The sequence below is a fragment of the Streptomyces sp. NPDC058796 genome, assembly GCF_042745235.1.
In the GTDB taxonomy this organism is placed as follows: Bacteria; Actinomycetota; Actinomycetes; order Streptomycetales; family Streptomycetaceae; genus Streptomyces.
In genome coordinates this window covers 58,048-75,718 of sequence record NZ_JBHYOP010000002.1, presented here as the reverse complement: position 1 = coordinate 75,718, position 17,671 = coordinate 58,048, and the positions used below count along the sequence as shown (strand labels likewise).

Annotated in this window: 20 protein-coding genes and 1 pseudogene; 8 read left to right on the top strand and 13 right to left on the bottom strand. The window is 70.7% G+C overall.

The features are described from left to right. Positions 1 to 34: 34 nt before the first annotated feature. Positions 35 to 382 carry a PLD nuclease N-terminal domain-containing protein gene (locus ACFW47_RS05545; protein ID WP_386281902.1) on the top strand — a complete coding sequence of 116 codons (348 nt, stop codon included), beginning with the start codon at positions 35 to 37 and terminating at the stop codon, positions 380 to 382. 23 nt (positions 383 to 405) lie between these two features. Here ACFW47_RS05545 and ACFW47_RS05540 read toward each other — a convergent pair whose 3' ends face one another. The 5 genes and pseudogenes from ACFW47_RS05540 to ACFW47_RS05520 all read right to left on the bottom strand — a co-directional run bounded on the left by ACFW47_RS05540 (position 406) and on the right by ACFW47_RS05520 (position 2,512). After that, positions 406 to 732, bottom strand: a complete 327-nt coding sequence (locus ACFW47_RS05540) for a hypothetical protein (protein WP_386281904.1) — start codon at positions 730 to 732, stop codon at positions 406 to 408. Continuing rightward, positions 729 to 1,220, bottom strand: a complete 492-nt coding sequence (locus ACFW47_RS05535; protein ID WP_386281906.1) for a DUF6232 family protein — start codon at positions 1,218 to 1,220, stop codon at positions 729 to 731. Before ACFW47_RS05535 ends, ACFW47_RS05540 begins: the two co-directional genes overlap by 4 nt. A gap of 123 nt (positions 1,221 to 1,343) precedes the next feature. After that, a pseudogene (locus ACFW47_RS05530) lies at positions 1,344 to 1,535 on the bottom strand (VOC family protein); the annotation flags it as partial. Positions 1,536 to 1,628: 93 nt separating this feature from the next. Next, positions 1,629 to 1,991 (bottom strand): DoxX family protein, encoded by a 363-nt coding sequence (locus ACFW47_RS05525; RefSeq protein ID WP_386281908.1) that lies wholly within the window; start codon positions 1,989 to 1,991, stop codon positions 1,629 to 1,631. Beyond that, on the bottom strand, positions 1,988 to 2,512 hold the full coding sequence (locus ACFW47_RS05520) for a cupin domain-containing protein (RefSeq protein ID WP_386281910.1): 525 nt from the start codon (positions 2,510 to 2,512) through the stop codon (positions 1,988 to 1,990). The genes ACFW47_RS05525 and ACFW47_RS05520 overlap by 4 nt, the downstream gene beginning before the upstream one ends. A gap of 80 nt (positions 2,513 to 2,592) precedes the next feature. Here ACFW47_RS05520 and ACFW47_RS05515 point away from each other — a divergent pair, with 80 nt between their 5' ends. The 5 genes from ACFW47_RS05515 to ACFW47_RS05495 all read left to right on the top strand — a co-directional run bounded on the left by ACFW47_RS05515 (position 2,593) and on the right by ACFW47_RS05495 (position 6,969). Further along, positions 2,593 to 3,456: a LysR family transcriptional regulator gene (locus ACFW47_RS05515; protein WP_386304891.1), complete on the top strand. Its 864-nt coding sequence runs from the start codon at positions 2,593 to 2,595 to the stop codon at positions 3,454 to 3,456. Between the two features lie 165 nt (positions 3,457 to 3,621). After that, positions 3,622 to 4,356, top strand: a complete 735-nt coding sequence (locus ACFW47_RS05510; RefSeq protein WP_386281914.1) for a MerR family transcriptional regulator — start codon at positions 3,622 to 3,624, stop codon at positions 4,354 to 4,356. A gap of 48 nt (positions 4,357 to 4,404) precedes the next feature. Continuing rightward, positions 4,405 to 5,067, top strand: coding sequence for a DUF6232 family protein (locus tag ACFW47_RS05505; RefSeq protein ID WP_386281916.1), 663 nt, complete (start codon positions 4,405 to 4,407; stop codon positions 5,065 to 5,067). Next, on the top strand, positions 5,064 to 5,417 hold the full coding sequence (locus ACFW47_RS05500; protein ID WP_386281918.1) for a hypothetical protein: 354 nt from the start codon (positions 5,064 to 5,066) through the stop codon (positions 5,415 to 5,417). Before ACFW47_RS05505 ends, ACFW47_RS05500 begins: the two co-directional genes overlap by 4 nt. A gap of 130 nt (positions 5,418 to 5,547) precedes the next feature. Beyond that, positions 5,548 to 6,969: a condensation domain-containing protein gene (locus tag ACFW47_RS05495; protein WP_386281920.1), complete on the top strand. Its 1,422-nt coding sequence runs from the start codon at positions 5,548 to 5,550 to the stop codon at positions 6,967 to 6,969. Here the strand turns inward: ACFW47_RS05495 and ACFW47_RS05490 are convergent. From ACFW47_RS05490 to hemL, 8 genes are all read right to left on the bottom strand, one after another. Then, entirely contained in the window at positions 6,956 to 7,147 is a 192-nt protein-coding gene (locus ACFW47_RS05490) for a hypothetical protein (RefSeq protein ID WP_386281923.1), read from the bottom strand. The two genes, ACFW47_RS05495 and ACFW47_RS05490, sit on opposite strands and share 14 nt — an antisense overlap. A gap of 151 nt (positions 7,148 to 7,298) precedes the next feature. Continuing rightward, positions 7,299 to 8,426, bottom strand: coding sequence for a c-type cytochrome biogenesis protein CcsB (ccsB, locus tag ACFW47_RS05485; protein ID WP_386304889.1), 1,128 nt, complete (start codon positions 8,424 to 8,426; stop codon positions 7,299 to 7,301). Then, complete coding sequence (locus tag ACFW47_RS05480; protein ID WP_386281927.1) at positions 8,423 to 10,138, bottom strand: cytochrome c biogenesis protein ResB; 1,716 nt, start codon at positions 10,136 to 10,138, stop codon at positions 8,423 to 8,425. Before ACFW47_RS05480 ends, ccsB begins: the two co-directional genes overlap by 4 nt. Before the next feature lie 4 nt (positions 10,139 to 10,142). Beyond that, positions 10,143 to 10,913 carry a cytochrome c biogenesis CcdA family protein gene (locus tag ACFW47_RS05475; RefSeq protein WP_386304887.1) on the bottom strand — a complete coding sequence of 257 codons (771 nt, stop codon included), beginning with the start codon at positions 10,911 to 10,913 and terminating at the stop codon, positions 10,143 to 10,145. Between the two features lies 1 nt (position 10,914). Beyond that, positions 10,915 to 11,574 (bottom strand): TlpA family protein disulfide reductase, encoded by a 660-nt coding sequence (locus ACFW47_RS05470; RefSeq protein WP_386281931.1) that lies wholly within the window; start codon positions 11,572 to 11,574, stop codon positions 10,915 to 10,917. A 66-nt stretch (positions 11,575 to 11,640) separates the two neighbouring features. Further along, positions 11,641 to 12,942, bottom strand: a complete 1,302-nt coding sequence (locus tag ACFW47_RS05465; RefSeq protein ID WP_386281933.1) for a hypothetical protein — start codon at positions 12,940 to 12,942, stop codon at positions 11,641 to 11,643. A 155-nt stretch (positions 12,943 to 13,097) separates the two neighbouring features. Further along, positions 13,098 to 13,748, bottom strand: coding sequence for a histidine phosphatase family protein (locus ACFW47_RS05460; RefSeq protein ID WP_386282153.1), 651 nt, complete (start codon positions 13,746 to 13,748; stop codon positions 13,098 to 13,100). A 38-nt stretch (positions 13,749 to 13,786) separates the two neighbouring features. Continuing rightward, complete coding sequence (hemL, locus tag ACFW47_RS05455; RefSeq protein WP_386281936.1) at positions 13,787 to 15,103, bottom strand: glutamate-1-semialdehyde 2,1-aminomutase; 1,317 nt, start codon at positions 15,101 to 15,103, stop codon at positions 13,787 to 13,789. Between the two features lie 363 nt (positions 15,104 to 15,466). On the opposite strand from hemL, the gene ACFW47_RS05450 reads away from it, so the two are divergent. Further along, complete coding sequence (locus ACFW47_RS05450; protein ID WP_386281938.1) at positions 15,467 to 16,093, top strand: hypothetical protein; 627 nt, start codon at positions 15,467 to 15,469, stop codon at positions 16,091 to 16,093. A 368-nt stretch (positions 16,094 to 16,461) separates the two neighbouring features. Beyond that, positions 16,462 to 17,661, top strand: coding sequence for a hypothetical protein (locus tag ACFW47_RS05445; protein ID WP_386281993.1), 1,200 nt, complete (start codon positions 16,462 to 16,464; stop codon positions 17,659 to 17,661). Positions 17,662 to 17,671: the final 10 nt, after the last annotated feature.

The following is a 17,671-nucleotide window of genomic DNA, read 5'->3' as shown; positions in this document are numbered from 1 at the left end:
CCCTGTACCCCACCGCTTTCGCTGGAGAGGCTCCATGCTTCGGGTGCTGATGTTCCTGATCCCACTGGCATTGAGCGTCTACGCGTTCATCGACTGCATCAGCACGAAGGACAGCGACATCCGGCACATGCCGAAGCCACTGTGGGCGGTCCTCGTGCTGCTCTTCCCGCTGGTCGGGTCGATCTCCTGGATCCTCGCCGGCAAGAAGCGGCAGCCGGCCGGCTCGTCACCGTGGGGCGGCGGCGGACGCCGCCAGTGGGTGGCGCCGGACGACAACCCCGACTTCCTGAAGTCCCTGGGCAAGGACGACGAGAAGGACGGGGGCGGGGACGCGGACGGGCGCGAGGACCGTCGGAAGGACGAGGACCCCCGGGCCGACTGAACGCCGTCCGGGCGGACGGCGCGCTACGCGCCGAGGGCGTTCAGGAAGTTCTGGACGGCCTCGACGACGGGCGCCCCCACGTCCCCCACCAGCACCGCGATGCCCGTCACGGCCGCGAGCACGTTCCGCAGACGCGTGGGGTCGCTCCCGTCGGCCGCCTCCAGTTCCGGCAGGCACTGGTCGATCACCTGCCGGTCGGTGTCCGAGAGGTGCGTGCGCAGGTTCTGGACGGCCTCGACCATCCGGGCGCGGGCGACTGCCGGATCCGCGGGTCCGTAGTTGTGGACGATGCCCGTGTTGTTGTTGCCGTACTGGCTGACCCGGTCGCCGAAGTGCATGTCCCCGCTCATCGCCTCACCCCTGTGTTGCCGTTGCCGATCTGCTGGATCCTGTCGCCGACGTGGAAGTTCTCCACCGAGACCTGGAACTCCGCGCCGGGGTCGTCGATCGCGTCCATGATCTTGACGACGAGGTTGTCGACGACCGAGCGGTCCTCGCTCGCCACCAGGGTGGCGGGGTTTCCGGACGTCTCGATCACCAACGCGTACAGCAGCTTGCGGGTCAGGATCTCGTACAGGGCGAAGGCCAGGAGCAGATAGAAGATGATTCCGCAGACGCGTACCGCGTAGCCGAGGAAGGTGACGAGACCCCAGGAGGGCAGTGCGTCGAGGATCGCGATGAGGATGATGCCGAACAGGGTCATCCCCACGCCACCGGCGAGGAACTTCAGCGTTTCGCCGGTACGGCGGGTCGGTATCTCGACGGTCTTCGCCCGAGCGATGTTCTGCAGCGGGTAGGCGTCGTCGCGCAGCCACAGCACGCGACGGCTGACACGCACGTCGACGGTTTCTCTTCCCGGCACCAAGCCCCCAGCCCCCGTTTACCACTCCTTGACACACTAGGGTGACCAACTCCCCGCAGCAACGAGGCGATCCGGCCATCCACGGCTGGAAAGTGCCGGAGCCGGGCGGGCGGAGCCGGGGGCGAAGAGCGGTACCGTCCGGGTGCTGCCGATCGCGAGGGTGCCGGAGCCGGTGCGGATTTCGGCGAAGTCCTCGGTGGCCCAGTTCGCGCGGACCGAGGTGGCGCGTTCGTAGAAGTCGACGAGGCGGGCTACGTCGTCCGTGATGATGCGGATCGAGACGAGGTTCATGGCGGGCTCCTGTTCGGCCGGGTCTTCCGTGACCGCACGCTAGGAGCGATGTAGGTCACCGACCGACCGCCTTCCCGGCACGGTGGCGGCGGCTCACAGCCAGGTCGTGGCGAGCGGCACGGTCGCCGCGGCGGCGGCGAGGAGGGTGAGGTTGAGGGCGACCCGCCGGTCCCCCAGGCGCAGGTGCACGCCGGTCGCGCCGATCTGCAGGACCACGAACCCGACGGCCGCGGCCAGTGCCAGCCCGGGTGCGACACCGGTCAGCGGCGGGAGGACCAGCCCGGCGGCGCCCAGCACCTCGACCACCCCGACGGCCCGGACGGCCGGCATCGGCACACTGTCCACCCAGGCCATCATCGGCCGTAGCCGCGCACGGCTGCGGACCGCCTTCAGTCCGCCGCCGTAGAGGTAGAAGGCGGCGAGGAGAGCGGCGGCGATCCAGTAGGCGACGGTCACGACCGCGCGCTCCCCGCGAAGTCGGTGGCGGGCTCGGTCGCGTAACGGCGCATGGTGCGGATGCTGTCCTGCGGGGTCGGAGCCCGGCCGCCGGCGAACTGGTCCCGCAGGTCGCGGAAGTACCGCACGTACAGGTCCGGGGTGAAGGTGCTGAGCAGGACGGCCGGTTCGCCGGTCGCATTGGCGAAGGTGTGCGGGGCGCCGGGCGGGACGAGCACGAACGTGCCCGCCGTCGCGTCGTGGTCCGTGTCCCCGACGGTGAACCGGACCGTACCGGAGACGACGTAGAAGCCCTCGTCGTGCTCGGCGTGGCGGTGCTGCGGCGGTCCCGGGGTGTGCGGGGCGAGGACGGACTCGGCCACCCCGAGGCGGTGCCCGGTGTTGCGGCCGTCCTCCAGGACGCGCATCCGCGTGCTGCCCAGGAGGATCACCTCCCCGTCCTCCGGCCCGACCACCGACACGGCGGGATCTCCGGTCGTGGTCGTGGCCGTCTCACTGGTTCGTGCTGCGTCGTCGGTCATGCTCCGATTGCACCGCCGAGACGGCACAGCCGTCCAAGACCTCTTCCGCGAAGTCGATACCGTACGGGTATCGTCGCTGCATGGAGCTACGTACGCTGCGCTACTTCGTGGCGGTCGCCGAGGAACTCCACTTCGGCCGGGCGGCCGCCCGGCTGCACATGAGCCAGCCGCCGCTGAGCCGGGCGATCAAGGGGCTGGAGACTGAGGTCGGCGCTCCGCTGTTCGACCGGAACCCGGCCGGTGTCACCCTCACCGGGGTCGGCACGGTCTTCCTCGACGAGGCGCGCGACCTGCTCGACCGGACCGACCGGATGCGGGTACGGGTGGCCGCCGCCGCCGGCACCGCGACCCTCACCGTCGGCATCCTCGGCGACAGCACCGACCCGGACGTCCTCCGGCTGGCCGGCGCCTACCGCCGGCGCCACCCGCAGGTCGAGGTCACCGTGCGCGAGACCGACCTGACCGACCCCACCTGCGGACTGCACGCCGGGCTGGTGGACGTGGCCCTGACCCGCGCGCCGTTCGTCACCACCGGCCTGACCGTGCGCGAGCTGCGCGCCGATCCGGTGGGCGCACTGCTGCGCGCGGACGATCCGCTGGCCCGCCGCCACGGCCTGACGCCGGCCGACCTGGCCGACCGCCGCTGGTTCCGGTTCCCGGCGGGCACCGACCCGCTCTGGAGCGCCTACTGGAGCGGCGGGCGGCTCCGCGAGGGCCCGGTGGTCCGCACCGTGCAGGAATGCCGGCAGGCCGTGCTCTGGAACGGCACGGTCGGCATGACCCTCGTCGGTCACGAGCCCACGGAGGGGCTGACCGTGGTCCCGCTGACCGGCATGCCGGCGAGCCGTGCGGTGGTGGCCTGGCCCGGGGGCGACCCCAACCCGCTGGTCCGCGCCTTCGTCCGGAGCGCCGTCGCCGCGTTCCGGGGGACCGACGGGCCCTAGGGCCGCCCGTGGGCCTGTCCGCCCCCGGGGCCTGCCGCTGTAGGTGCTCTTGATCCGGCGCAGGCACACGCCGGACCCGGCACACCCGCTACCGGCGCCGCGTCTCCGATTGCGCGGTGCTCGAGCGCCGGCTCCGAGGGCGGGCCGCGCATAGGCTGCGGGCCGATGAACACCGACGACCGCCGTCAACGTCTGCGAACCGTCGACCTGGCCCGGCTGGCGGGGCTGTCGACGCAGCAGATCCGCAACTACGAGGACGCCGGCGTCCTGCCGCCTGCCGGACGGACCGAGTCGGGGTACCGCGTCTTCGGCGAGCGGCACCGGCAGGCGCTGCTGACGTACCGGGGGCTGCGGGAGGGGTACGGGCCGGTGACGGCGACGCGGGTCATGCGGACCGTGCACGAGGGGGACGTTCCCGGCGCGCTCGCCCTCGTGGACGCCGCGCACGCGGCCCTGCACGAGGAGCGGGTCGCGCTGCGAGCCGCACGCGAGGCGCTGGAGGCGCTGGCCGGTCGGGAGACCGAACCGGTGACGGGCACCGGCGGTCTGCGCATCGGCGAGGTGGCCGCGCTGGTCGGCGTACGGACGTCCGCGCTGCGGGTGTGGGAGGCGGCGGGGCTGCTCGCGCCCGGACGGGAGCGGGGCACCAAGTACCGCGTGTACGGGCCCGCCGACGTGCGCGACGCCCGGGTGGTGCGCACGCTGCGCCGCAGCCACTACCTGTTCGACCAGATCCGGCCCGTCCTGGACGGCCTGCGCCGGGAGGGCGGCGGCGAGGCGCTGCGGACGGCCATCGCCGCACGGGAGCAAGCGCTCACGGCCCGTACGCGGGCCAGCCTGGGGGGCGCGGGCCGACTGCACACGTATCTGACTTGCACCGAGGACACTCTGCGTGGTTAATGGATCACTCACTGACGGCCCATCAGCCGACGGAGGGTCAGGGAAATCATGGAAAGCGCCCCGAATCAGGGATTCCAGCAGCAGAGCCAAGGATTCCAGCCACCCGGCCAGAGATCCCAGCCCCCGGGCCAGTACGACATCCCCCCGCCGCCCGCCGTGCCACCGCGGTCCGTGCGCGCCGTCGACCTGCGGGTCGGCAAGCGGCTGCTGTGGGTCGGGGCGGCGGCGTACCCCCTGCAGAACATCACCCGGGTCTACACCTTCACCATGACGCCCCGCCGCAAGGAAGCCACGCTGCTGTTCCTGAAGCGCACGGCGCTGATCCTGTCGGTTGCCTTCGGGCTGACGATCGTCGCCGGGCTGACGGCTCTCGCGGACAGCTCGACGGCGGGCGGCATCCTGACCTTCGTCTGGCTGGGGGCCATCGCGGCACTGGTGTTCAGCATCGTGGAGCTGTTCTCCGTACTGACGGCGCCGGCCCAGTACGTCCTGGCGATGGAGACGTCCGGGCCGTCCATCGCGATGGTGACCAGCGCCGACCCGCACCAGCTCGACCGGCTCGTCGCGCCCATCGTGCAGGCCATCGAGAACCCCGAGGCGGAGTTCCACGTCAAGGTGGAGCAGCTCCTGGTCAATCCCAGGAACTACTACTTCGGCGACAACGTCAACATGTACGGCGGATCGGGCAACGTAGGAGTGGGGAACTCATGAGCGGCGGCAACTACTACTTCGGCGACAGCGTCTCGATGCACGGCGGTTTCGGCAACACGGGCATCGTCAAGAACCACGCGGCTCCCGCCGGAACCGAGGCGTCGCCCGCTCTGGAGGCGGCGATCCGGCAACTCGTCGAGCTGGTGCAGGAGCTGCGCGCCCAGGTGCCGCCGGCCAGCGCGCAGTCCATCGACGACTGCCTGCCGGACATCACCACGGCGCCCGGCATCCAACCGCAGCAGCGGCACCGCGCTCTGATGGCGGTCGCCGGCATCGCCGCCACGGTGGGAGCGGTCGGCCAGCCCGTCGTCGAGGCCGTGAACAGCGTCCTCGCGCTGCTCGGCGGCTGACCGCGCGGCCCCCGTACCGCCGTTCGAGGGGCCATCCGTTTCGTTGAACCCTGCCGACACACCATGTGCGCGGTCGCGGGCACGGCATTCCCTTGGTCGGGTCTGTTACATCTGCGAACGGAGACCCCTCGTGCGACTGACCGACATCCACCGCTGCGAGATCCGGCCCGGGCGCCTCGTCGAGTGGACGCTCAGTCCGGCGACCGTCGAGGTCGCGGCGGCGCTGCCCGAGGACGCGCGGCCACCGGCGTACATCCAGGAGTCGCACATCCGGACGGCCCGATCGGTGCGCGACGACGGTCTGTTCGTGCCGACCTGGCTGGGCGCGGCCTTCGACATCCCCGGACCGGTCGACCTCGACGTCCTCCAGGAGGCGCTGCGCTCCTGGACCCTGCGGCACGAGACGCTGCGCAGCGGCTTCCGGTGGGACGGTGCCCCCGACGACCACGTGCGGCGGTTCACCCTCGACGCGGACGCCGTGTCCCTGCACCGCGAGGACGTCGGCGACTTCCCGGACGCGACCGAACTGTCCCGCCACCTCCAGGACCGCTTCGACCGGGTCGCGGACGCGCTGCGCTGGCCCAACCTCATCTACACGGCGGTCGTCCGCGACGACGGCGTCAGCGTCTACATGGCCTTCGACCACAGCAACGTCGACGCGTACTCCATCTACCGCATCCCCGCCGAGGTCGAGGAACTGTACGCGGCCGGTGTCGCGGGCCGGACGGTGCCGCGTCCCCGGGTGGGCAGTTACGTCGACTTCTGCGAGGCCGAGCGGGCGGACGCCGACCGGATCGACGGCGACCACGACATCGTCGCCCGCTGGCGGGAGTTCATCCGGCGCTGCGACGGGCGGCTGCCGTCCTTCCCCGTCGACCTCGGCCTGGAACCGGGCGGACCGCTGCCCGAGCAGAAGCTGCTGCGCGAGCCGCTGGTGGGCGCGGCCGACGCCGCCGCCTTCGAGGCGTACTGCCGTCCCTACGGCGGCAGCCTGGTCGGTGTCCTGGCCGCCACCGCCCTGGCCGTCCACGAGATCGGCGGGGAGCCCGTCTACCGCACCGTCGTGCCGTTCCACACCAGGTCCCGGTCCCAGTGGTCGGAGTCGGTGGGCTGGTACGTGGGCGGCGCGCCGATCGAGGTCCCGGTGGCGGGGGCCGGCGACTTCACGGGCGCCCTGCGCACCGTACGCGCCGAGCTCCAGGCCAATCGGCGGATGTCCCGCATGCCGATCGACCGGGTGCTGCGCCTGCTCGGCACGGACTTCCGGCCGACCTCGCCCGACCTGTACTCGATCGTGTCGTACGTCGACGCCCGCGGCGTCCCCGGCTCCGGCAGGTGGCCGGACCGCACGGCGTACGCGCTGCTCCGGGTCTCGTACGGCGACCAGGTGTGCGCCTGGGTCACCCGGCTGCCGGAGGGCCTGTGGTTCGCCGCCCGCTACCCGGACACCGACGTCGCGCACAAGAACCTGAGCCTGTACGTGGAGCGGCTGCGGGACATCGTCGCGAGCGTCGCCCGCGGGGACGTCCGGCCGTCGCTCAGCGCTCGGTGAGGGAGACGATTCCCGCGTGCAGGCGCCCGTCGCCGCCGTCGAAGCAGACCCGGTCCCCGTCGAGGGCCACGTCGGGGTCGCCGGACGACAGGCGGGTCCGCGCCGTCGCTCCGGTTCGGGGGCCGGCGGCGTGCAGGACACCGCGGTCGTCACCGAAGTAGACCGTGCCGTCCGACACCCCGAGTCAACACCCGCACGGTTCCCACTCGCCACACCGGCCCCCCGTACGGCGGCCTCTCCCCGGAAACCTCACGTCTCCCCGACAGCGCACGAAGGGCCGGTCCCCATGACCTGCGTCACGGGAATCGGCCCTTCACGGCGCGCCTTGTTCAGAAGCCCACGGACTGGAGGGCGCCCAGGCCCACGTCCGCGTAGGAGTGCTTGCCGGAGACGAAGATGTTCACGCCGTAGTAGTTGAACAGCCAGCAGCCGAAGGCGGCCAGCGCCAGGTAGGCGGCCTTGCGGCCCTTCCAGCCGGCGGTGGCGCGGGCGTGCAGGTAGCCGGCGTAGGCCACCCAGGTGATGAAGGACCAGGTCTCCTTGGGGTCCCAGCCCCAGTAGCGGCCCCAGGCGTCGCCCGCCCAGATCGCGCCCGCGATGATCGTGAACGTCCACAGCGGGAAGACGGCGGCGTTGACGCGGTAGGCGAACTTGTCGAGGGACGCGGCCGAGGGCAGGCGGTCCAGGACGGAGTCGGCGAAACGGCCGGGGGTGCCGCCGGAGGCCAGCTTGTTCTCGTAGCCGTCCTTGAACAGGTACAGGATCGTGGAGACCGCGCCGACGTAGAAGACCGCGCCGCAGAAGATCGCCGTGGAGACGTGGATGTACAGCCAGTACGAGTGCAGCGCGGGGACGAGCTGGTCGCTGGCGGTGTAGAGGACCGTGACGGCGAGACCGAGGTCGAGCAGGACCGTGGTGATCAGCGGGAGGCCGAGCCAGCGGACGTTCTTCTTCAGGGCGAGCAGTACGAGGTACACGCCGACGGCGGTCGTCGTGAACGTGATGTTGAACTCGTACATGTTGCCCCACGGCGCCCGCTTCACGGACAGCGCGCGGGCGATCACTCCGCCTGCCTCGATGGCGAAGGCCAGCACGGTGAGGGAGATGGCGATCCGGCCGTAGAGGTCGCCCTTCTCGGTGCCACCGTGGGCACCGGGGCCGTCGGGCACGTCGCGGGAGCCGGTGGCGGCGCGCACGACGACCTCCGGCCGGTCCATCACGGCGGTGCCGCCGGGCTTCTTGACCGTGACGGCCGGGGCGGTCTTCGCCTTGGTCTTCGCCGTCGCCTCGCTGTCCGCGGTGAGCGCGGCGGCGGTGCGGCCGACCTTGCTGCGGCTGCCGAAGAGCCACTCGGCGATGTAGGCGAAGAACGCCAGCGTGTAGACGGCCATCGCGGAGTAGATCAGCGTGTTGCTGATGTTCGCGAAGTTCTCGTTGGTTGCGGCGGCGAGAGTCACTTCTCAGGCCCTTCGGCAGGTACGACGTGGGTGTCGGGAGAATCGGGGGTGTCGTCGTCGTTCTTCGGCTCGTACAGGACCGCGGCGAGGTCGCCGAGTTCCTCGGGGACCTTCGCGGACTCGCTGCGTCCGAGGCCGGCCATCTCGACCACCGTGACGCCGTCGTCGCCCTTGACGGCCCGCACCCAGACGCGGCGGCGCTGGATGAACAGGGAGCCGGCGAGGCCGAGGATGGCGGCGACGGAGCCGGCGAGCGCCCAGCCGCTGGCGGGCTGCCGGGTGACCTGGAAGTTGGCCCATTCCTGGACACCGTCGAAGGTGACCGTGCCGGCGCCGTTCGGGAGCGTCATGGTGTCGCCGATCTTGAGCTGCTTCTTGAACAGCTCGCCGTCGGTGTCCTTGAACTCCTCGAGGTTCTCCTTGTCGAGCTGGTAGATGCTCTTGGGGAAGCCCGCGTCCACGCCGAGGTCGCCGTGGTAGGCGGAGAGCGCCAGCATCGGGTTGAGCAGCGCGGGGAAGGTCGAGAGCATCGTGCTGCCCTCGCCGCCGTAGGTCGGCAGGAAGAAGGCGTTGAAGCCGAGCTGCTCCCGCTCGCCCTCGGCGTTGCGGTAGCCGTCGCGGACCATGACGGCGCCGGAGGAGGTGACGTTGGAGTCCAGCGGCAGCAGGGCGGTCGCCTCCTTGTCCATGACGACCTTGCCCGTGGCGTCCCGGACGGTGAGGATCGGCGCGTAGCCGTGGGCGGTGAGGTAGACCTTCGAGCCGTCGATCTCCAGCGGCTCGTTGACCTCGATGACCTTCGACTTCTCCTTGCCGTAGGCGCCCTCGCTGTAGGTGACCTCGGCCTCGTAGACGCGGGGGGTGCCGCGGTTGGGGCCGGTGGCCTCGTAGGTGCCGTGGAAGTTCTTCAGGCTGAAGCTGAAGGGGACCAGGTCGTGGTCCGGGTCGAAGAGGTTGCCGGACTTGAAGTCGTCGTACTGGGTGAGCGTGTTGGAGAAGCCGTCGCCCTCCAGGATCAGCTTGTTGCCCTCGTACTTGAAGAGCTGGCCCCAGGCGAAGGCGATCAGCATCACGATCAGCGCGACGTGGAAGACGAGGTTCCCGGCCTCGCGCAGGTAGCCCTTCTCGGCGGCGACGGCGTCACCGACGGCGTGGGCGCGGAAGCGGCGCTTCTTCAGCAGCTTCAGCGCGGCCTCGCGGACCTCCTCGGGCTCGGCCCCGGTTCGCCAGGTGGTGTACGCGGGCAGCCGGGTCAGGCGCCGGGGGGCGCCCGGCGGACGGCCGCGCAGCTGGCCCACGAACTGCCAGGTGCGCGGGACGATACAGCCGATGAGGGAGACGAACAGCAGGATGTAGATCGCGGAGAACCACACCGAGCTGTAGACGTGGAAGAGGCCGAGCTTGTCGTAGAGGGGTCCGAGGACGTCGTGGTTCTCGCGGAACTCCTCGACCTTCATGGCGTCGACGCCCTCCTGCGGGATCAGCGACCCCGGGATGGCGCCCAGCGACAGCAGCAGGAGCAGCAGCAGGGCCACCCGCATCGAGGTGAGCTGCCGCCAGAACCAGCGGAACCAGCCGATGACGCCGAGGGAGGGGAGGTTCGGGGCCTCTTCCTTCGGGGCGGTGGTCAGCTGGGAGCCGGCGGCGCCGAGGTCCTGGTCCTCGGCGGCTGCCGGGGTCTTGCCGGTCGCCGTTTTCGAAGTGCCGCTCATCGGTTCAGATCCCTACAGTGAAGCCGTTGGACCAGGTCTGCATGTCCTGCACGATGCTGTCCCAGGCGCCGGTCAGCAGCAGCAGGCCGGTCGCGATCATCATGCCGCCGCCGATCCGCAGCACCCACACATAGTGGCGCTTGATCCAGCCGAAGGCGCCGAGCGCCTTGCGGAAGGCGATCGCGGCGAGCACGAAGGGCAGGCCGAGGCCCAGGCAGTAGGCGACGGTCAGTATCGCGCCGCGGCCCGCCGTGCCCTGCTGGGAGGAGAGGATCAGCACCGAGGAGAGGGTCGGGCCGATGCAGGGCGTCCAGCCGATGCCGAACAGGGCGCCGAGGACGGGGGCACCGATCAGGCCGCTGACGGGCTTGCGGTGGAAGCGGAACTCGCGCTGGGTGAGCCAGGGCATCAGGCCCATGAAGAAGACGCCCATGAGGATCATGAAGACGCCGAGCACCTTGTTCAGGATGCTCCGGTTGTCCTGGAGCGTCTCACCGAAGTAGCCGAACAGCGCGCCGCTGGAGACGAAGACGGCGGTGAAACCGAGGACGAAGAGTGAGGCGCCGGCGACCATCCGCCCGCGCCGGGCCTCTTGGAGGTCGGTGCCGGTGACGCCGGTCACGTAGGAGAGGTAGCCGGGGACGAGCGGCAGGACGCAGGGCGAGAAGAAGGAGACGAGGCCGCCGAGCAGCGCGATGGGCAGGGCCACCAGCAGGGCGCCGTTGAGCACCGTGCCGTTGCTGCCCGCCACGGCGAGCGTGGACAGAGCGCTCACGTCACTTCCCCGACCCGCCGGAGGTGTCCTTCAGGTACGGCTCCAGCATCTTGCGGAGCTTCTCCTCGCTGAGCGCCTGGAGGGTGCGCGCGGCGACCTTGCCCTCCCGGTCGACGATCAGCGTCGAGGGGATGGCCTGCGGGTTGAGGGTGCCCTTCTCGAAGCGGAGCAGGAGCTTGCCGGCCGGGTCGTACAGGCTCGGGTAGCTGACCCCGAACTCCTCCTCGAAGGCCCGCGCCGGGCCGACGGAGGTGTCGCGGGTGTTGATGCCGAGGAACTGGACGCCCTGGTCCTTGACGTCCTGGTAGACCGTCTCGAAGTTCTTGGCCTCGGCCCGGCAGGGCGGGCACCAGGAGCCCCAGACGTTGAGGACGACGACCTTGCCCTTGTAGTCGTCGATGTCGGCCTGCCCGCCGTCGACCGTCTCACCGGACAGGTCGGGGGCGTCGGCCCGCTCGCCCTTCTTGACGGTGGAGATGCCGTCGGAGCCGGTGACGAAGCCGGTCTGGCCGCCGCCGCCCGAGGTGCCGCCGGAGCCGCACGCGGTCACCAGCAGCGCCGAGACCGCCGCCGTGGCGGCGAGGGCGGCGCGACGGCGGACGCGGACGGTGGTGCGGTTCGAGCGGTTCGAGCGCAGGGGGGCGCGGCTGGCGGCACTCATGTGAAAAGTTTCGCATGTCCGTTCCGGGGATCTTGCGCACCCCCCTCACGGGCGGAAACCCGCATTTCAGGCGGTGTTTCCCGAGGGTGTCGAGGTACCTGTTCCGGCCTCCTTGAACAAGGCGTTCCAGCCGCCGGCCGGACGCTGCCCCACCTCGACGGTACGGAGCCCCGCGAGCACCTCGGGCTTCTGCACGTCCAGCCAGTCGGTGAACTGGCGGAAGGAGACCAGCCGTATGTCCTCGCCCTTCTCCTTCTCCCGGGCGATGTGCTTGAGGACGTTCTCGACGGCGTCCATGTAGATGCCGCCGTTCCACTCCTCGAAGTGGTTGCCGATGAAGAACGGCGCCCGATTCGTCTCGTATGCCCGCTTGAAGCCAGATATGTAGGCGTTGGTGGCCTGTTCGCGCCAGCCGGGGTAGTTGTGGGCGGGCGCCTTGGTGGAGTTGACGGACTGGTTGGCGAGGATGTTGTAGTCCATCGAGAGCACCTCGAAGGAGTGCCCGGGGAAAGGTATCTGCTGCAGCGGCAGGTCCCAGATCCCGTCCTTCTTCGCCGGCCACACCTGACGGCCGCCGGGCGAGGAGGCGTCGTAGCGCCAGCCCAGCTCGCGGGCGGTGGGCAGCAGGTTGTCCTGGCCGAGGAGGCAGGGCGTGCGGCCGCCGACCAGTTCCTTGTCGTAGTCGAAGGGCAGGGCCGGGAGGTCGGTCCAGCCGCTGTTGGTCTTCCACTCCTTCACGAAGGACTTCGCCTGGTCGATCTCGCTGCGCCACTGCGCCGGCGTCCAGTTGCCGACGCTGCCGCCGCCGGCGCAGAAGTGCCCGTTGAAGTGGGTGCCGATCTCGTGGCCGTCCAGCCAGGCCCGGCGCACGCTGGCGAGGGTGTCCTTGATGTGGGCGTCGGTGAGGTAACCGATGTCCGAGGCGCCGCGCGGGTTGTTCGGCGGGTCGTAGAGGCGCTTCTTCGACTCGGGCAGCAGGTACAGCCCGGAGAGGAAGAAGGTCATGTGCGCGCCGTGCTCCCGGGCGAGGTCGAGGAAGCGCGGGAAGAGCCCGTTGCCGACCTCCCCCGCCCCGTCCCAGGAGAAGACGACGAACTGCGGCGGCGTCTGCCCCGGCTCCAGCGGCACGGGCGCGTCCGGCTGGTGGGGCTGCTTGCCGGTGTACGACGTCGAGCCGTCCCCGATGGTCTTGGCGGGGGCCTTCTCGCTGCCGGAAGGCGAGGGTTTCCCGGAACCGCCGGCCCGGTGCGAGCCGTCCGCCGACGGGTGGGAGCCGGTACCGCAGCCCGCGAGCCCGACGGCCGCCGCGGCGCCCGCGCTGAGTCCGAGCATCCCCCTGCGGGTGAGAGTGCGGGTGGAAGTGCGCATCGCAACCTCGTTCGTCACGTCCTCTGGTGGTCACTGGGTGAGAGGACGTGACGAACGTGCGGGTTCCGGAAATTTGTGCGGATTGCGTGACGGGGTGTCCCGTACCGCGGGGCCGGCCGTATCGGCCGCAGGGGCCCCTCGGGCTCCCCGGGGGGTCAGGCCCCGTACGCCTTGCCCTGCTGCCCCTTGACCGGCTTGGCGCCGGCGAGGAGGTGGGCGGGGACGAGGTCGCGGGCGGGCTCGGTGTAGCCGACGGAGACGATGCGGTCGCCCCGGTACGTGAACGTCGTCAGGGACGCCAGCGTGCACTGCCGCTTGCGCGGGTCGTGCCACAGCCGCCGCCGCTCGACGTACGAGCGCAGGATCCAGATCGGCAGCTGGTGGCTGACGACCACTGCCTCGTGCCCGCGCGCCCGCTCCTTGGCCGCGTCCAGCGCGCCCATCATCCGCACCACCTGGTCGACGTACGGCTCGCCCCAGGACGGCTTGAACGGGTTGACCACGTGCCGCCAGTTGCCGGGGCGGCGCAGGGCGCCGTCACCGATGCCGAAGGTCTTGCCCTGGAAGACGTTGTCGGCCTCGATGAGCCGCGCGTCGGTGGCGAGGTCGAGCCCGTGCGCCTTGGCGATCGGCGTCGCCGTCTCCTGCGCCCGCTCCAGCGGGGAGGCCACGACGTAGGTCACGTCGCGGGGGGCGAGGTGCTCGGCGACCCGGTCGGCCATGCGCCGGCCCAGGTCGGAGAGGTGGTAGCCGGGCAGGCGGCCGTAGAGGACGCCGGTGGGGTTCTCCACCTCGCCGTGCCGCATGACGTGGACGACGGTCAGCTCCTGGTCGGTGTCGTGGCTCACGCCGTCGCCTCCGCAGCCGCGCGGGCCGCCGCCGGGAGGGCGTCGGCGATGCGCTGGACGGCCCGCTCGTCGTGGGCGGTGGACACGAACCAGGACTCGAAGGACGACGGCGGCAGGTAGACGCCGTCGGAGAGGAGCGAGTGGAAGAAGGCGGTGAAGCGGAAGGACTCCTGCGCCTTGGCGTCCTCGTAGTTCCGCACCGGACCGTCGGTGAAGAACACGGAGAACATGTTGGAGGCCCTCTGGAGGGTGTGCGCGACACCCTCCTTGCCGAGCGCCTCGGTGACGAGGGCCTGGATCCGGAGGGAGGTGGCGTTGATCCTGTCGTACGCCGCCTCGTCGAGGAGCCGCAGCTGGGCGAGACCGGCGGCGGTGGCGACGGGGTTCCCGGAGAGGGTGCCGGCCTGGTAGACGGGCCCGGCCGGGGCGAGGTGCGCCATGACGTCCGCGCGCCCGCCGAACGCGGCGGCGGGGAACCCGCCCCCCATGACCTTCCCGAAGGTCATGAGGTCGGGAACGACGCCCTCCACCCCGTACCACCCGGCACGGCTGGTCCGGAACCCGGTCATGACCTCGTCGGAGACGAACAGCGCGCCGTTGGCGGCGCACGCGTCCTTGAGCCCCTGGTTGAACCCCGGCAGCGGCGGTACGACGCCCATGTTGCCGGGCGAGGCCTCGGTGATCACGCAGGCGATCTCGCCGGGGTGGGCGGCGAAGGCGGCGTGCACGGCGTCGAGGTCGTTGTACGGCAGCACGATCGTGTCGCTCGCCTGGGCGCCCGTGACGCCCGGGGTGTCGGGCAGCGCGAAGGTGGCGACGCCGGAGCCGGCGGCGGCGAGCAGCGAGTCGACGTGGCCGTGGTAACACCCGGCGAACTTGATCACCTTGGTGCGCCGCGTGAAGCCGCGGGCGAGCCGGATGGCCGACATGGTGGCCTCGGTCCCGCTCGACACGAGCCGGACCTCCTCCAGCGGCGCGACCCGCTCCACCATCGCCTCGGCGAGGGCGACCTCCCCCTCTGCGGGCGTGCCGAAGGACGTACCGCGCGTGACCGCCTCCTGCACGGCGGCCACCACCTCGGGGTGGGCGTGCCCGAGGATCATCGGTCCCCAGGAGCAGACGAGGTCGACGTACTCACGCCCGTCGGCGTCCGTCAGATACGGGCCGTTACCGGACACCATGAACCGGGGCGTGCCGCCGACGGCGCCGAAGGCCCGCACCGGGGAGTTCACGCCGCCGGGCGTGACGGCCGCCGCGCGGTCGAACAGAGCCTGCGAGGCCGGTGCTTCGTATGGGTATGCCAGTTCGCTCATGACCTGCGACTTCTCCGACCTTCTCGACCTTCTCCGACTTCTCGGACCCTGCCCGGACCCTGCTCGGACCTTGCTCGGCTCCCGTGCGGCCTCCGGTTGCCCAGGGTGACCTCGTTCAGGGTAGACAACCCGCCCGACCGCCGTGCCGTCTGCCAGACTGGAGACCGTCCACGCAGCTCATACGGGCGGCGCGGAGTGAGGCCGCCGTTCGTCCCGCGGACGTGTGAGGGATGTGCGACGGACATACGACGGGCATATGTCCGACCGCACGTTTCGGCGAGCGGCCGTGGGGGAGGTCACTGACACGATGATCGGGTTGCGCGGCTGGGGCCACGCGTCCTAGAAAAGCAGTCGGGTGGAGATATGCATCGCGGTGGCGGACTGGGCGAGGGGACCGACGACCTGGGTCCTCGACGTGCCCGGCGGGGAAGGCACCGACGCGAGGCGGCGGAATCGACCGAAGCACGTCAGGCGCACGGCACCCCGGGCGAGCCGGACCGGCTCGACGGGCAGGCCGACCGGCTTGGGGCGGGGAGCAGGAATGGTGGTCGGGTGGGGGTGACCTACAAGTACTTCGGCGCGCCCGACGGCGCGACCGCGGCCCGCGTCCCGATCTCGATGCGCCCCGAGGAACTCGGCGGCGACGAGCTCGGGATGAACGGCATGTTCACCAAGATCAAGCCGGAGACCATGGCCGCCATGGTCCTCACCGGCATCGAGGGCGTGCCCTTGCACAGAGTGCCCCCGCTGGAACTGGTCGTCCTGCACCCCGACTACGCCGTCGTGAAACTCCCGATGACCGTCGTCGACCCCCTGCGCGGCATCGGCGAGGAGGCGGTCGGCGCGGCGGCCTTCATCTGGTCGACGGTCCCGGACCGGGGCGGGCCTCGGGACGCGTTCAACGTGTACCAGTTGCTGCACGAGTGGCAGGACTTCAGCCACCGGCTGCATGAGGCGGGGCATCAGCCGTACTGCTTGGTGTGGCCCTGAGCTGGGGTTTCGTAGGAGTCGGGCGGGGTCTTCGGGCCTCGCCCTTTTGCGTGCCGGGGAGGGGAAGTCAGGCGGCCAGGGCACATTGGTTCTGCCGGGGGCGGCGGTGATGTGCCCCGGGTGGCGGGGGGCGCCGTCGCCTGTCGCCGGCCGCCGTGCGGTCCGGCGAGGCGAGGACATGCTCGCCGATGAGCACGGCATCCGCCCGCTCGGTTGGCCCACCAGGGGGACCACGTGGCCCTGCGGGTGTGTGCGGTGGCTGGAAGTCGCCCGTCGTGAACAGACTGAGGACCACGTCTGTGCTCGTCGCCTGAAACGGGGTACTCCGGCGGCGCGCGGATCCCCCTCGTCATCAGGAGGCACGGCCCATGACGTTCAATCCGTTGGAGCAGCGGGGTATCCCGCTGGACCGCCAGCTGCGCAGCTGGCGTGAGCTGAACGTGGACCCGATCGATCCGGACCACTGCGACCCGTACACCCGCTGCCGGATCATCACGATGAACGGGATCGAGGTGGAGGCGATCCTGTTCAGCCACCAGCTCGCCCGCCACACGGTGGACCCGGAGATCAAGCGGCAGCTGGCACGGGTGCGCTACATCGAGGCGCAGCAGCAGAAGGTGGTGAACTGGCTGCTCCCGGGTGTCTCCTCGGTGCTGGAGACGACGATCGCGTACGAGCAGGTCGCGGTGGACCTGACGGCGTGGGTGGCCCGCATGGAGCCGGACCCGTACCTGAAGCAGGCGTACCAGTTCGGCGTGCTGGAGGACTTCGACCACCTGTACCGGTACGCGAACCTGTACGAGATGATCGAGCACCGCAAGGCGGAGTCGATCGTCGACAACCTGACCGAGGTCATGCCCGGCCGGCCCACCCGGTTCCACCACCGCGATCCGGTCGACAACGTCCGCGACCCGTACGCCAAGGACCAGACCGACCCGCTGTCGAAGCTGCACGCGCTGACGATCATGTCGGCGGAGCAGCAGACCATGAACTTCTACATGAACACCGGCCCCACCTACATGGAGCCGATCGCCCGTCAGCTCTACCAGGAGATCGGGCTGATCGAGGAGGAGCACGTCACCCACTACGAGTCCCTGGTGGACCCGGGTGAGACCTGGTGGGAGCAGCTGGTCAACCACGAGTACAACGAGTGCTACCTCTACCACTCCTTCATGGAGCAGGAGAGCGACCCCAAGGTGAAGGCGATCTGGGAGCTGCACCTGAACATGGAGCTGGAGCACCTGCACGCCGCCTGCGACCTGATGCGCCGCCACGACGGCCGCGACCCCGCCTCCGTACTCGCGCCCGAGCTGCCCAACGTGCTCACCTTCGAGCCGAACAAGGGCTACCTGCGCGAACTGCTCGACACCCAGATGGACCTGACCACGCTGGGTGCGGGCTACGTGCGTGAGGCGCACGAGCGGTTCGAGCAGATGCAGGAGCAGATCCACGGCGGCGAGGCACCGCCCAGCGACCGGGTGATCCACGAGCACCAGGACATGTTCGGCCGCGAGTACCGCGTCCAGACCGAGGGCGAGCACCCCGACCCCACGCAGCGCGAGAAGTAGGGAGGCCGGG

Coding starts and splice junctions, on each gene's coding strand:
- ACFW47_RS05500 (WP_386281918.1), top strand. CDS start 5,064: ATGAGCGGCGGCAACTACTACTTCGGCGACAGCGTCTCGATGCACGGC.
- ACFW47_RS05540 (WP_386281904.1), bottom strand. CDS start 732: ATGAGCGGGGACATGCACTTCGGCGACCGGGTCAGCCAGTACGGCAAC.
- ACFW47_RS05515 (WP_386304891.1), top strand. CDS start 2,593: ATGGAGCTACGTACGCTGCGCTACTTCGTGGCGGTCGCCGAGGAACTC.
- ACFW47_RS05460 (WP_386282153.1), bottom strand. CDS start 13,748: ATGCGGCACGGCGAGGTGGAGAACCCCACCGGCGTCCTCTACGGCCGC.
- ACFW47_RS05480 (WP_386281927.1), bottom strand. CDS start 10,138: ATGAGCGGCACTTCGAAAACGGCGACCGGCAAGACCCCGGCAGCCGCC.
- ACFW47_RS05505 (WP_386281916.1), top strand. CDS start 4,405: ATGGAAAGCGCCCCGAATCAGGGATTCCAGCAGCAGAGCCAAGGATTC.
- ACFW47_RS05445 (WP_386281993.1), top strand. CDS start 16,462: ATGACGTTCAATCCGTTGGAGCAGCGGGGTATCCCGCTGGACCGCCAG.
- hemL (WP_386281936.1), bottom strand. CDS start 15,103: ATGAGCGAACTGGCATACCCATACGAAGCACCGGCCTCGCAGGCTCTG.
- ACFW47_RS05470 (WP_386281931.1), bottom strand. CDS start 11,574: ATGAGTGCCGCCAGCCGCGCCCCCCTGCGCTCGAACCGCTCGAACCGC.
- ACFW47_RS05545 (WP_386281902.1), top strand. CDS start 35: ATGCTTCGGGTGCTGATGTTCCTGATCCCACTGGCATTGAGCGTCTAC.
- ACFW47_RS05510 (WP_386281914.1), top strand. CDS start 3,622: ATGAACACCGACGACCGCCGTCAACGTCTGCGAACCGTCGACCTGGCC.
- ACFW47_RS05465 (WP_386281933.1), bottom strand. CDS start 12,942: ATGCGCACTTCCACCCGCACTCTCACCCGCAGGGGGATGCTCGGACTC.
- ACFW47_RS05520 (WP_386281910.1), bottom strand. CDS start 2,512: ATGACCGACGACGCAGCACGAACCAGTGAGACGGCCACGACCACGACC.
- ACFW47_RS05450 (WP_386281938.1), top strand. CDS start 15,467: ATGCATCGCGGTGGCGGACTGGGCGAGGGGACCGACGACCTGGGTCCT.